The following is a 13415-nucleotide window of genomic DNA, read 5'->3' on the forward strand; positions in this document are numbered from 1 at the left end:
GTCCTTTCGTTGAACGGATGCCGTGGGTCAGGCGGTGCCGCCGGCGACGGCCAGGCCGCCGTCGACGGTGAGGACGTGGCCGGTGACCCAGGAGGCGTCGTCGGAGACGAGGTAGGCGACGGCGGAGGCCACGTCGGCGGGGGCGCCGAGCCGCCGCATCGGGTAGGCCTCGGCGACCTCGTCCTCCCTGTTCTCGTAGAGCGCCTGGGCGAAGCGGGTCTTGACCACGGCCGGGGCGACGGCGTTGACGCGGACGTCCGGGCCGAGTTCGGCGGCCAGGGCACGGGTGAGGTGGGAGACGGCGGCCTTGCTGACGCTGTACAGCCCGATGCCGGGGGCGGGTGTGTCGCCGGTGACGGAGGAGAGGTTGACGACGGTGCCGTGGTTCTCGGCGAAGCGCAGCCGCGGGTGGGCGAGGGTGGCCTGCACCCAGCCCAGCGTGGCGAGCACGTTGACCTCCAGCACCTTGCGGGCCGCGTCGAGGCCGATCTCGGTGAGGGGGCCGTACGCGGGGTTGATGCCGGCGTTGTTGACGAGGATGTCGAGGCGGCCGAACTCCCGGGCCACGGTGTCGAGGACCTCGGCGCGGTGCTCGGGGTCGTCCGCCTTGCCCGCGACGGCGAGCACACGGCCCTCGGGCAGTGCCTGAGCGGCCTCGAGCAGCGGTTCGGGCTTGCGGGCGGTGATGCACACCCGTGCGCCCTCGGCCACCAGGCGCTCGGCGATGGCCAGACCGATCCCGCGGCTGGCCCCGGTCACCACGGCGGTGCGTCCGGCGAGGCGGCCCGCTGTCCGGGGGGCGTTGTTCTGGTCGGTGTGGAGGTGCTGCACCGGTCAGCCTTTCGTCGTGGGGGGAGGGACGTCGTGGCCCGCGGGCCTGCGCAGTGCGGTGCGCCGGATCTTGCCGGTCTGGGTCTTGGGGAGGTCGGCACGGATGTGCACTTCGGTGGGCCGCTTGTAGGCGGCCAGCCGCTCGCGGGTGAAGGAGATCAGTTCGTCCGGGGTGACCGAGGCACCGGCGGTGAGCGAGACGTAGGCGACGACCGTCTCGCCGCGGTAGTCGTCCGGCTGTCCGACCACGGCGGCCTCGTGGACCGCCGGGTGCTCGTAGAGGGCGTCCTCGACCTCGCGCGGCCAGACCTTGTATCCGGAGGCGTTGATCTGGTCCTTGAGCCGGTCGACCAGGTAGACCCAGCCGTGCTCGTCGATGATCGCGCCGTCGCCGGTGCGCAGTCGGCCGCCAGGGACGGCCTGTTCGGTGGCGGCGGGCTGCTGCCAGTAGCCGGCGACCACCTGGGGGCCGCTCAGCTCGAGTTCCCCCTGCTCGCCGGGGGGCAGCGGGTTGCCGTCGAGGTCGACGACCCGGGCGGTGAGGTTGGGCAGCGGGACGCCGATGGAGAGGGTGCCGCTGGCCTCGTGCACGGGCGCGGTGGTGCCGGGCGGCACGGCGATGACGGCGGAACTGGTCTCGGTCATGCCGTAGATGTTGTGGATGTAGACGCCGAACCGTTCCCGGAACCGGTCGACGGTGGCGGGCGGGATGGGGGCCCCGCCGGAGAAGAGGTGTTTGGCCGAGGCGAAGTGCTCCGGTCCTGCGTGCTCCACGGCGTACATCGCGTTGTAGGCGGTGATCGAGCCGACCATGTAGGTCACCTGGTGCTCGGCGAGCGCGTCCAGCGCCACCTCGGGCCGGAAGCGGCCGGTGAGGACCAGGGTGGTGGGGGTGACGAGCGAGATGACCCCGTTCACCACCGCCCCCGTGATGTGGAAGAGCGGGGCCAGCGCGTACACCGTGTCGCCGTCGGCCAGATCGGCCCAGGCGGCGTTGGTGAGTGCCACGTTGAGGACGTTGCCGTGGGAATTCATCGCGCCCTTGGGCGGTCCGGTGGTGCCGGAGGTGTAGGTCAGCAGGGCCACGTCGTCGGAGGTGAGATCCACCGGTTCGGGGCGGCGGCCCGCGAACTCCTGGAGCAGGGCCGCCAGGTCGCCGCCGTCGGCGGGCGAGGGACGCTCGGTCGAGGGGAAGGCGCGCGGGTCGTTGCGTGTCTGGAATTCCAGCGCCGACGTACTGACCGTCCATCGCACGGAGCTGCCGGCGAGGGTCGTACGGGTCTCCTCCACGTCCAGGTCGGCGCAGACGACACCCACGGCCCCGGCATCGTCGATCAGGCGGCGCAGCTCGCCTCGGCGGTACATCGGGTTGAGCAGGAGCGCGGTGGCGCCCAGCTTCCACAGGGCGAGCAGCACCAGGGCGTACTGCGGGATGTTCTGCAGGTAGATGCCGACCCGGTCCCCGCGTCCGGTTCCGCGGGCTGCGAAGGCGCAGGCCAGTGCGTCGGAGGCGCTGTCCACCTCGCGTGCCGTGAGCGCGCCGTCGAAGTAGCGCAGGGCGACGGCGTCGGGGTCGCGCGCCACCCGGGCTCGCCATGCGGCCGTCAGGGAGTCGTGGCCGACCGTCATCTCCGCCGGCACCGCGGCCGGGTACAGCTCCCGCCACGGACGCGCCTCGGGCATCGACATCTCCCGCTCCCTCCACCGGCTCCGAACAGCCCGGGATATGCTGGACAACGTACCGACCGAGCGCTCGCTCGGTATTGCAGGTGAGGATCTACGGGGCGCGTCAGCGTGTCAAGGGGGTGCGCGGCGGAGGGCTTCGGGCGGCGGTCGCCCGGCAGAACGGACCGGGCGCCTGTGCATACTTACGTACTGGCACGAGCACACGCGGCGAGGAGAGCATGACCGAAGCCGACGCACTGACCACCGGCGGAGCTGCCGTGACCGGAGACGACGGGGCCGGAACCACGGCGGACTGGAGGCTCTACACCAGCGACGGCCTGCCGCCCGTCCTGGGGGCCGCCCTGGCCTGCTTCGTGAAGCAGGGGTACCACGGCACCACGATCCGGGAGGTGGCGGCGCGGGCCGGCCTGTCGGTGCCCGGGGTGTACCACCACTACCCGTCGAAACACGCCCTGCTGGTCGGCATCGTCACCCGGGCGATGGCGGAGCTGTGGGAGCGCAGCACAGCGGCACTGGAGGAGGCCGGACCGGACGTCGGACGGCGGCTGGACCTGCTGGTGGAGTGCCTGGTGCTGTTCCACGCGCACCGGCGGGACCTTGCGTTCATCGCGGCGAGCGAGATCCGCAGCCTGCTCGACGACGACCGCACCACCTACCTCCAGGCCCGCGACCGGCAGCAGCGCCTGATGGACGCGGCCGTCGAGGAGGGCGTGACCCGGGGGACGTTCACGACACCGTACCCCCGTGAGGTCAGCCGGGCGATCGTCACGATGTGCACAGCGGTGTCCCAGTGGTACCGCGTGGACGGCAGTCTCTCCCCCGCGGAACTGGCCGCCCGCTACCGCACCATGGCCCGCATGACCGTCGGCGCGACACCGCTGGGACCGTCCGCGCCGTCACCCTGACCGGCTTCCGCGCCGTACGGGCCGGAAAGCCGTCCCTGCGGAGGCCGGGAGACCGCCTTCTCGGCATCGCCTCCGCGCGCCCCTGGGGCCGACCCCACCCCAGACGCACCCAGCGCTCTTCCTCTACGGCCGAAAGGCGGCTGGGCCGCCGTACGGCCTCGCACTCACGCTGGGCAGGGCGCCCGCATGCGGGTCGCGGCGGGCATGACAGCCGACCGGGCCGCCGGGCTGCCCGAACCAAGGTCTCCGGCGCGGTCGGCCCCCACACACGTCCGCACCCCGCCCCGGCCTCAGCCGGTACGGCGCCGCCCCCGCCCACGGTGACGTGGGCGGGGGCGGCGCCGTGACCACACCGGCCACGGTCAGGCGACGGGGACGGCCGTCTGCTCACGCCGTGCGGCCCGCGCCTGCTCGTACGGCGCGTCGAGCTCCTCGGTCGAGAGCCCGGCCGTCTCGCGCATGAAGTAGACCGCGGTACCCGAGACGATGGCCACGACGACGCCGAACACTGCCACGGGCAGCCACCCCAGCGGTCCGTCCCAGAGCAGGGCGGTGGCGATCAGTGGGGCGAATCCGGCGATCACGTTGCCCAGCTGGTTGCCCATCGCCATGCCAGAGTAGCGGACCGGGGCTGCGAACTGCTCGGCGTAGAAGGCCGGCCACACGCCCTCGCGGCAGGCGTAGAGCAGCGACATGAACACGATCGTCATGACGGCGATGCCCGGAACGTTGCCGGTCGAGACGATCCACAGGTAGGGGACGATCGTCACTCCGCAGCCGATCGCGGCGGTGAGCGTCACCGGTCGCCGGCCGAACCGGTCGGACAGATGAGCCGCGGCGGGCGACGTGAACATCATCAGGGCGACCGCCACCGCACTGATGATCAGCATCGTCGACCGCTCCACGCCGACCTCCTGCGTCGCATAGGCCAGGACGAACACCGTCGACAGCGACTGCATCATGGCCAGCATCGTCGCGCCCGCGACGCGCACGACCGATCCGGACTGGTAGCGCAGCACGTCCTTCGCCGGCAGGCTGCGCACCTCGTCGTCCTCGGCTATCTCCTGGAAGACCGGGGTCTCCTCCAGGCGCGTACGCACCAGGTAGGCGATCAGGACGACGACCGCCGACAGCCAGAAGGGCACCCGCCATCCCCAGCTGTACAGCGCCTCGTCCGGCAGCGCCGCGACCGGGATGAACACCAGGGTCGCCAGCACGTTGCCCGCCGCGATGCCGACCGAGAGGAAGCTGCTGAAGAAGCCGCGGCGTTCGTTCGAGGAGTGCTCGACGGTCAGCGTCGCCGCACCGGCCGATTCCGCCCCGGCCGAGAAGCCCTGGAGCAGCCGCAGAAGCGTCAGCCCGATCGGGGCCAGGAATCCGATGGAGTCGTAGCTGGGCAGGCAGCCGATCAGGAAGGAGCTCACGCCCATCAGGACCAGGCACCCGAGCAACGCCCGTTTGCGGCCGATCCTGTCGCCGAAGTGACCGAACACCAGGCCGCCGAGCGGCCGTGCGACGTATCCCACGCCGAACGTCGCGAACGAGGCGATCAGGCCGACAGCCGGGCTCACGTCGGGGAAGAACAGGTGGTTGAAGACCAGCGCAGCCGCGGCGCCGTAGATGAAGAAGTCGTAGTACTCGAGCGTGCTGCCCAACAGTGACGCCATCGCGGCCTTGCGTGGTGTCTTCTGTCTCTGCGTGACCTGCTCCATGGTTCTTGCTGTCCTTGCGTCGTGCACGAGGCTCTCGTGTCAGGGCGGGGAGCGTGACGGACACCTGCCGCTCCGTCGCGCTGGAACGGCATTCCAACATGAAAAGCAGTTCGATACAAGATAAAGTTGGAACGACATCTCATATAGAGACGGCGATCCGGGTTGTGGTGGCAGGATGGGCCGCAGATCGACGGCACCACCGGCAAAGACCCTCGCTGAGAAAGGGAAACGACTCATGGCTCCTGCGCTCGCGCGCGGCCTCGGCATCCTCGAAGTCCTCGCCGGTGTCGAGAAAGGCCTGCAGCTGCACCAGATCGCCGATTCGCTCGGCATACCTCGCAGTGCGGCTCACCGGCTGCTCGCCGAGCTCGGCGACGCCGGCTACGTACGCCAGGACGGCGCGCTCGGCAACTACGTGCTGAGCCTCAAGCTGGTCTCCCTGGGCCTGAAACACCTCGCGGTCAACGACCTGGTCGGCCTGTCCCGGCCCCTGCTCGAGCAACTCGCCAGTGACACCGCCGAGCTCGTCCGCCTGGCCGTCGTCGACCACGACGACATGGTCTGGGTCGCCGCCCACCAGGGCACACGTTCCGGGCTGCGCTACGACCCCGACTCGGGCAGCACCGTCACGCTCAGCTGCTCGGCCACCGGTTTCGCCTGGATGGCGCACGTCCCCGAGGAGATCGCGCTGCAGAAGATCCTGCGTCAGGGCATCACCAGCCGGGAGGACAGCGGACCCCGCGCGCCCCAGACGATCGACGAGATCCGCGCCGAGCTCACGAAGACCCGCGACAACGGTTTCGCCATCGCCATCGACACCTACTCCCTGGGTGTCGGAACCGTGGCCGCACCCATCTTCGTCGCCGGTGAGGTCGCCGGGGCGATCAACATCACCGGTCCGACCCCGCGGCTGACCGAGGAGCGCCTGACGCAGCTCGCGCCGCGCCTGCTCCGGACCACGGCCGAGGTCACGAAGATCCTGGAAGCCGCCGACGGGCGCCTGCAGACCGTCGCCCGCGCCTGAGAGCGGACGGGTACGGGACCGCGTACGTGCCGGGCAGCAGCGGAGTGCGCGGCCCGGCACGACAGCAACCGGCGGAAGACGAGGTGCAGTTGTCACATGGCCGGCAACGGCCCCGCCGTCCCTCAGTCGGCGGATCGGGGCTGGGTCTCGCCGAAGAAGTCGAGCATCGGCTCCAGTTGGGCCGCGAGCATGTGACGGCCTTCGTGCGTCGCAAGGCCCAACCGGTCCGCGTGCTCCAACCACGCGGTGCGCGTCGGGTCCATCACGATGTCCGCGACCACCGCGCCCGGCGCCGTCGAGGTGCGGCTCAGGTCCAACGGCAGCGGATCGTCCGGTGACAGCCCCAAGGGGGTAGCGTTGACCACCAGATCACATGCGTGGCCGTCGACACGGTCGAGGACCTGGACCTCGGTGCCCGCAGCGCCCAGCAACGAGGACACCGCCGCACGACGGTCCGCGTCGATCTCCCCGATCCGCACCTCGGCACCCTGCGCGTGCAGGGCGAAGGCGATGGCGACGCCGGCGCCTCCGCCGCCGATGATGTCGACCCGCGGGTGATCGGGCAGCCGGTGCCGGGCACGCAGCCCCGCGACGAACCCCAGGCCGTCGACGTTGTCTCCGTGCCAGCCGCCGCGCTCGTCACGGCGCACGACGTTGACGCTGCCGCACGCCTCGGCCGCCGGCCCGAGACTGTCGCACATCCCGGCCACGTTCACCTTGTGCGGCACGGTGACGACGATCCCGGCCACCTGCTCGGTCCCGGACAGGCCGGCCATGACGTCGGACAGGCTGTCCGCACGGCAACGTGCCATGACCATCAACGAGTCCAGACCAGCCTCGCGCGCCCGATCGTTGAACAGGTCGGGCAGTTTGGCCTGCTTGATCGGATCGCCGAGCAGCACGAAGAGCTTCATCGCGCGGCAGCCTCCATGGCTATGTGTGCGGCCGCGACGCGGCCGAAGATCAGACCCTTGCTCAGCGCCGTGCCGGTCACGTACGCCTTGCCGTGGAATCCGCCGACGACCTCGCCCGCGGCGTACAGCCCGGGCACGGCCGCCCCGGACTCGGTCAGCACCCGGCCGACGGCGTCGACGGCCACGCCACAGTACGTCGACGTCATCAGCGTCTTCGCGGGGTAGGCGTAGAACGGAGCCTTGGTGACGGGCACGAGACGCCCCACCCCGTTGCACAGTCCGGTGCGGCCGAAGGCGTCCGAGCGGTCACCGGCCACCACCGCGTTGTACTCGTGCACCGTGCGCTCCAACCGTGCCGCGTCGATGCCCGCCGCCTCGGCGAGCTCCCGCAACGAGTCGGCCCGGTGCACATGCCCCTTGTCCTCGAGGGCGTCGATGTCCGAGAGGGGGACCCCCGGCTGGGACTGCGCACGTACGTCCGCGTCGAACACCTGGAAAGCGATCTGCCGGGGCTGCTCCAGGCACGCGGCGCCCAGCGTCTTGTACGAGGCCGACTCGTCCACGAAGCGCCGGCCCTCGACGTTCACGATGACGGCGCCCATGTAGAACGCGGTCAGCAGTTCGTGCTCCTCGATGGTCGTCTCGGGGTGGGACCCGAACGTGCCCGAGACGTACTCCATGTCGCGCAGGGCCGCTCCTCGAGCGGCGGCGAAGCGCAGGCCGTCGCCGGTGTTGCCCAGGCCCCCGTACGGCATCGCGTCGACCTGCCGCGGAGCGTACCGGCCGATGGTCTCCGGGGAGCGGGTGAAACCGCCCGTCCCCAGCAGGACGCCGCGGGCGTGCACGCTCTGCCGCGCGCCGCCGTCCAGCTCGACCACGACACCCGCGACGGTCCCTCCGTCGTCGATGAGGTCCACCACGCGCGCACCGGTGCGCAGGACCACGGTGGACGAGGCCTCGACACGAGCGAGCAGGGCGGCCAGCACGGTCTCGATCGGCGCGTGGTGCGAGCGGGGGACGCTCTGGCCGGAACTGAGCTTGACCACGTCGAACTCCAGCCCCAGCCCGCGCATCCAGTCGTAGGCGTCGTGCTGCTCGCGCGCGTACGCCTCCAGCAGCGCCGGATCAGCGACCCCGCCGGAGGCGGCGAGCATGTCCGCCACGAAGGTGGAGTCGTGGTCGACGATGCCGCGCCGCCGCTGCTCGTCGGTGCCCGAGAAGGCGAACCATCCGCCGCTCATCGCGCTCGTGCCGCCGATCTCCGGCTGCTTCTCCAGCAGGACGGCACGCACCTGGTGCTCGGCGCACCACGCCGCGGCCGCGAGGCCGGTGATGCCGGCCCCGACGATGACCACGTCCACCTGAGAGGGCACCACGCCTCGGTCGTGGTTCATGACGCCCCCTCGACCCGAGCACCCTCGGCGGCCGGACGACCGACCGCACGCACCTGTGAAGACCCGGACAACCGCCTCACCGTCCGTGCACGTTCGTGATGTCGGCGAAGACGGGGGCGCGCTTCTCCAGGAACGAGGCCACGCCCTCCATGCCCTCCTGCCCGCTGAACGTCTCGTCGATGAGCACGGAGAGCGCCTCACGGACCACCGGCAGCGACTCGGTCAGCATCGTGTGGTTGGCGAACTTCTTGCTCAACGCGGTGGCCCGCGGGGCGTTGCGCGCGATCCTGGCGGCGACCTCCCCGCCCACGCGCTGCAGATCGTCCTGCGCGACGACGCGAGTGATGAGACCCGCCTCGAGGGCCTCCTGCGCGCTGACGGGTTCGCCCGTCAGCGCCAGGTACTGCGTCATGCGTCGGCTGGTCGTGTAGCTGGCCGACCCCAGGAAGACGGTGGCCCACAGACCGATGCTCGTTTCCGGAAGGCGGAAGACAGCGGCATCGCCGGCGACGACGACGTCGCAGAACTGGAGGAGTTCCATGCCGGCGCCGAGCGCCATGCCCTGGACCTCCGCCACGATCGGCAGCCTGCTGCCGGCCATCGCCGTGATCGTCGGAACCATCAGGTCCAGGAAGTAGGCACGCGTCTGCGCCCTCGTGGTGAAGGCGTTCGTCTCCTTGATGTCGTTGCCCGCGCAGAAGGCGCGCCCCTGCGAGCGGAGCAACAGCACACGGATCGACGGGTCGTCCTCTGCCGTGCGCAGCTCGCGCAGCAGGTCCGTCCACGCCTCGCTGTTCATGGCGTTGAGCTTTTCCGGTCGGTCAAGGGTGAGGATCCGGATCGGTCCGTCGGTCTCAGACTTCACGGCTGTCCTTTCGGGTGAAAAGCTCGGCCGCCATGGGCGACACGTCGTCGAGCACAGGAGTGAAGGGGCAGTGGTCCAGTACGTCGGCCTGTACGTCGACACCGGGTGCGACCTCGCGCAGGGCCCAGCCCTGTGGGGTCAGCTGGAAGACGGCACGTTCGGTGACGATGTGCACGTCCTGTCCCCGCTTGATCGCCTGCTCGCCGCTGAAGGTGATCTGCTCGACGTCACGGACGAACTTGTCGACGGAGCCTTCGCGGGCGATGCCCAGCGTTCCGTCGCCGATGTCGGGCTTGAAGCCGGCGGCGGTCAACGAGCCGCAGAAGACCACGCGACGGGCGTTCTGGGCGATGTCGATGAACCCGCCGGCCCCCATCACCTCGCCGTTGTAGAGCGACACGTTGACGTTGCCGTGCCGGTCGGCCTGCGCGAAGCCCAGGAAGGTGACGTCGAGCATGCCGCCCTGGTACAGGTCGATGATGTTCGTCATCGTCAGCAGGGCGTCGTGGTTGCTCGACGCGCCGAACGTCATGCCGAGTGACGTGACTCCGCCGATGACCCCGTGTTCGTTCGTCATCGTGATCTGCTCGGTCATGCCGGTCTCCTGCAGCACGGACGCCACACCGTCGGGCACCCCGACGCCGAGGTTCACCACGTCGCCCGGCTGGACGAAGCGGGCCGCCCGCTCGGCGATGATCCGCCGCCACCCGTGCGGCAGCTCGGGGAACTCGTCGATGCGCACATCGCCGGCGAAGGCGTCGTTGCGCTCCGCCACATAGGTCTGCCACTGCTCCGGGTACTCCACGACCGCGCCGACGAGCGCCCCGGGGATGTGCACGCGCTTGGGATGGAAGCGCTCGGACGCGACCTCCTTGACCTGCACGAAGGTACGCCCCGGACCGGGACGGGTCGCGCCGCCCCGGTAGCCGGCCATGCTGATCTCCAGCGTGTCGAGGTACGACGGTTCGTCGTCGTACACCACGTTGCCCAGGACGTCGGCCCGGCTTCCTCGCACGAAGGCGAAGTCGATGGGGATCGCCCGGTAGAAGAGGTACTCCTGCCCGTCGATCTCCATCACCTCGACGAGGCTGTCCTTGGAGATCGAGTTCAGGCTGCCTCCGCCGAGCCGCGGATCGACGAACGTGCCGAGGCCGGTCCTGGTCAGCAGCCCGGGCCGGCCGGCAGCGGTGTCGCGGAAGAGCTGGCTCAGCACACCGAGCGGGAGGTTGTAGGCCTCGACCTGGTTGTCGCGGATCATCTTGCCGACGGCGGGACTGTTGCCCATGTGGCCACCGATGAACTTGGCGACCAGACCGGGCTTGGCCAGGCGGCTCATGCCTCGCAGCGCCTTGTCGCCCACGCCCACGCTGTGCACGATCGTCAGGTCGCGCGGGCTCCCCTCAGCCTCGAAGCGGGCAGCCAGAGCCATGATCAACGCATCCGGCTCGAGCACCCCGCCCCCGCCTCCCGAGATCGCGAGCGTCGCGCCATCGGTGATCTCACGCACTGCCGCGGCCGCGCTGATCGACACGCCACCCACTGCGACGTCCTCCACTGAAGTCACCTGCCCTCTTCCCTCCCGCCGACCTTTGGCCGGAAGTGGACACAAAGTAGCATGACTGGAATGGCGTTCCAAGGAGGAACATAATTTCATCAAGGCCGCTCAGGGCTTGGCCACCTGGGCCTTTCGCCGGCAGCCGTCCGGCGACGCGGGCCGGGGCGGCGCCCCCGACGGGAGCTTCCGGCGCGACCCCGGACGGGGGCGGCCCCGGCCGGAGTCCGCAGGTCACGAGCGGGATACGGAAGTTCCCGATACGGCATCAAACATCTCCTCGCACGAGGGCTGCGCGAGGGCTGTGCGAGGATCGGCCCGTGGATGAGCTGACACATGACGATCCGGCACATATCGGCCCTTACCGGCTTCTTGCCCGCCTCGGTGCGGGCGGTATGGGCGAGGTCTATCTGGCCCGCTCGGCCGGTGGCCGCACCGTCGCTGTGAAACTTGTCCGCTCCGAGCTGGCGTCGGAGCCCGAGTTCCGCAGGCGGTTCGCGCAGGAGGTCGCGTCCGCACGGCGCGTGGGCGGCGAGTGGACCGCGCCCGTGCTGGACGCGGACACCGAAGCGGCCTCGCCGTGGGTCGCCACCGGATACGTACCGGGGCCCTCGCTGCACGCGGTGATCGCCGAGCGCCCGGAGCCGCTGCCCGAGCGGTCGGTGCGCATTCTCGCCAACCGGCTCGCCCGCGCGCTCATAGCCGTCCACGAGGCGGGCCTGGTCCACCGCGACCTCAAGCCGGCGAACATCCTGGTGACGATCGACGGTCCGCGTGTCATCGACTTCGGCATCGCCCGCGCGCTCGACGCGGTGACGGCCGACGGCAAGCTGACCCGCACCGGGGCCGTGATCGGCTCTCCCGGCTACATGTCCCCCGAGCAGGTCCGCGGCGAACCGCTCACCACGGCCAGCGACGTCTTCTCGCTCGGCTCGGTCCTGGCCTTCGCGGCGACCCGGCGCCAGCCGTTCGGCTCACCGGACAGCGGGATGCACGCGATGATGTACCGCATCGCGCAGGAGCCGCCGGAGCTGTCCGACCTGCCCGAGGGCCTGTCGGAACTCGTACGCGCCTGCCTGGCCAAGGACCCTGCCGCCCGGCCGACGCCCGCCCGGTTGGCGGAGCTCACGGCGGCCGACGCGGCGAGCGCGGACACCGAGCCGTGGCTGCCGGCCGATCTGATCGCGGAACTGGGCCGCAGGGCGGCCCGGTTGCTGGACTCGGAGGCGCCGGGCACCCGGTCGGTCCCCGCGCCGCCGACCGTGCCGCCGTTGCCCACCACCGCGCCGCTGACGGTCGCCCCGTCGCCGCCCGGGTCGACACCGCCCCCGCCCCCGCCCGCGGTCCCGCCGGCACCACCCTCCGCCCCGGAGCCGGAGCCCACCCCGGCGTCCACGCCGGCACCGGCCCCGAGCCCGGCCGCCGCGGACCCGGCACCGGACCCCGCTCCGTCCCTGCCGCCCCCGCCGACACCGGTCGCGCCCCCGCTCGGCGTGTTCGGCGCCCCCCTGCCGACACCGGCCCCGGCCCCCACGCCCGCCCCGGCACGCCGCAGACGGACCGGACTGGTCGTCGGCTCCGTCACCCTGGCCGTCGCCCTGCTCGCCGGCGGCATCACATATGCCGCCATGAACCTGGGCGACGGCAAGGACGACGGCGGCAACACCAGCGCGGGAGGGACCGAGTCTCCCGGCCGGCCCGTCGACGACGGCGCCGAGAACCCCGCGGACGACCCCGCACAGGGCGAGGACACCTCCCCGGGCCCTGCTCCCTCGGCCTCCATCGAAGGCTCGATCCCCGACGAGTACCTGGGCACCTGGCAGGGCCAGGGCAAGGACTCCGAGGGGGACGTCGTCTCGCTCCGGCGCATCACGATCACCCAGGGCATCGAGGGCGAGGACGTCGCGACGACGTTCAACTCCTTCGACTCCCTGCTGTGCACCGGCGCCGCGGAGCTCGTCTCGTTCGGCAACCTGATGGTGCTGGAGTCCCGCGCGGTCACCAGCATCCCCGAGAACGGCTGCAGCAATGGCGGAGAGCAGACCCTGCGCCTGCGCGACGACGGCTCGATCACCTGGACCAGCGGCGTCAACGGCGAGACCGCGGTCCTCAAGAAGACCGAACCGTCCGACACCCCCATCCCGACCGCTTTCCTCGGCACCTGGAAACGGGAGGGCTCCGACCCCGGCGAGAGCCTGTCCCTCGTGCTGGAGCAAGGGGCCTACGGCGAGGTGGTGGCCAAGCGGACCGGTGACGGACCGGCGTACCACTGCGAGTGGGAGAGCGTGCTGGTGGACGCCACCAGCACGGGGTTGCGGCTCGGCCCGGCGATCGTCACGGCCGCGGAGCCGGAGAACCAGTGCGAGGACGGCGACACGGAGATGTTGCGGCTCAAGAGCACCGACCGGATGACCGTGAGCGTGCTCGGTGACGACGAGCCCCCGCCGGCCTACCACCGCGCGGACTGAGCGGGCTCGCGGAGCGCGAGGGCACCCCCCGTCGGACGGGGTGCCCTCGCACGTTCCGCAGCCG

General features: G+C 71.1%; 10 protein-coding genes. 3 read left to right on the plus strand and 7 right to left on the minus strand.

The window, feature by feature from the left end:
* Positions 1 to 27 precede the first annotated feature (27 nt).
* Both JL475_RS07285 and JL475_RS07290 read right to left on the minus strand, forming a co-directional pair.
* Positions 28 to 831, minus strand: coding sequence for an SDR family oxidoreductase (locus JL475_RS07285; RefSeq protein WP_202276550.1), 804 nt, complete (start codon positions 829 to 831; stop codon positions 28 to 30).
* A 3-nt stretch (positions 832 to 834) separates the two neighbouring features.
* Positions 835 to 2520: a class I adenylate-forming enzyme family protein gene (locus tag JL475_RS07290; RefSeq protein ID WP_202276551.1), complete on the minus strand. Its 1686-nt coding sequence runs from the start codon at positions 2518 to 2520 to the stop codon at positions 835 to 837.
* Positions 2521 to 2735: 215 nt separating this feature from the next.
* Here JL475_RS07290 and JL475_RS07295 point away from each other — a divergent pair, with 215 nt between their 5' ends.
* A complete protein-coding gene (locus tag JL475_RS07295) occupies positions 2736 to 3422 on the plus strand; it encodes a TetR/AcrR family transcriptional regulator (protein WP_202276552.1) in 687 nt (228 codons plus the stop codon).
* A gap of 362 nt (positions 3423 to 3784) precedes the next feature.
* On the opposite strand, the gene JL475_RS07300 is transcribed toward JL475_RS07295, so the two are convergent.
* The gene (locus JL475_RS07300; protein WP_202276553.1) at positions 3785 to 5134 is read right to left on the minus strand and encodes an MFS transporter; all 1350 of its coding nucleotides are present in this window, start codon (positions 5132 to 5134) and stop codon (positions 3785 to 3787) included.
* 235 nt (positions 5135 to 5369) lie between these two features.
* Here JL475_RS07300 and JL475_RS07305 point away from each other — a divergent pair, with 235 nt between their 5' ends.
* A complete protein-coding gene (locus tag JL475_RS07305; RefSeq protein WP_202276554.1) occupies positions 5370 to 6158 on the plus strand; it encodes an IclR family transcriptional regulator in 789 nt (262 codons plus the stop codon).
* Positions 6159 to 6280: 122 nt separating this feature from the next.
* Here JL475_RS07305 and JL475_RS07310 read toward each other — a convergent pair whose 3' ends face one another.
* The 4 genes from JL475_RS07310 to JL475_RS07325 all read right to left on the minus strand — a co-directional run bounded on the left by JL475_RS07310 (position 6281) and on the right by JL475_RS07325 (position 10895).
* A complete protein-coding gene (locus JL475_RS07310; protein WP_202276555.1) occupies positions 6281 to 7072 on the minus strand; it encodes a shikimate dehydrogenase in 792 nt (263 codons plus the stop codon).
* Entirely contained in the window at positions 7069 to 8466 is a 1398-nt protein-coding gene (locus JL475_RS07315) for an FAD-dependent oxidoreductase (protein ID WP_202276556.1), read from the minus strand. Before JL475_RS07315 ends, JL475_RS07310 begins: the two co-directional genes overlap by 4 nt.
* A gap of 76 nt (positions 8467 to 8542) precedes the next feature.
* Positions 8543 to 9331, minus strand: coding sequence for an enoyl-CoA hydratase/isomerase family protein (locus tag JL475_RS07320; protein ID WP_202276557.1), 789 nt, complete (start codon positions 9329 to 9331; stop codon positions 8543 to 8545).
* Positions 9321 to 10895, minus strand: coding sequence for an acyl CoA:acetate/3-ketoacid CoA transferase (locus tag JL475_RS07325; protein WP_202276558.1), 1575 nt, complete (start codon positions 10893 to 10895; stop codon positions 9321 to 9323). Before JL475_RS07325 ends, JL475_RS07320 begins: the two co-directional genes overlap by 11 nt.
* A 308-nt stretch (positions 10896 to 11203) precedes the next feature.
* Between JL475_RS07325 and JL475_RS07330 the strand changes: the two genes are divergently transcribed.
* The gene (locus tag JL475_RS07330; protein WP_202276559.1) at positions 11204 to 13351 is read left to right on the plus strand and encodes a serine/threonine-protein kinase; all 2148 of its coding nucleotides are present in this window, start codon (positions 11204 to 11206) and stop codon (positions 13349 to 13351) included.
* Positions 13352 to 13415 lie beyond the last annotated feature (64 nt).

Origin of the sequence: Streptomyces sp. M2CJ-2, assembly GCF_016757295.1 — a bacterium.
Lineage (GTDB): Bacteria > Actinomycetota > Actinomycetes > Streptomycetales > Streptomycetaceae > Streptomyces.

Coding starts and splice junctions, on each gene's coding strand:
- JL475_RS07315 (WP_202276556.1), bottom strand. CDS start 8,466: ATGAACCACGACCGAGGCGTGGTGCCCTCTCAGGTGGACGTGGTCATC.
- JL475_RS07300 (WP_202276553.1), bottom strand. CDS start 5,134: ATGGAGCAGGTCACGCAGAGACAGAAGACACCACGCAAGGCCGCGATG.
- JL475_RS07310 (WP_202276555.1), bottom strand. CDS start 7,072: ATGAAGCTCTTCGTGCTGCTCGGCGATCCGATCAAGCAGGCCAAACTG.
- JL475_RS07305 (WP_202276554.1), top strand. CDS start 5,370: ATGGCTCCTGCGCTCGCGCGCGGCCTCGGCATCCTCGAAGTCCTCGCC.
- JL475_RS07295 (WP_202276552.1), top strand. CDS start 2,736: ATGACCGAAGCCGACGCACTGACCACCGGCGGAGCTGCCGTGACCGGA.
- JL475_RS07290 (WP_202276551.1), bottom strand. CDS start 2,520: ATGTCGATGCCCGAGGCGCGTCCGTGGCGGGAGCTGTACCCGGCCGCG.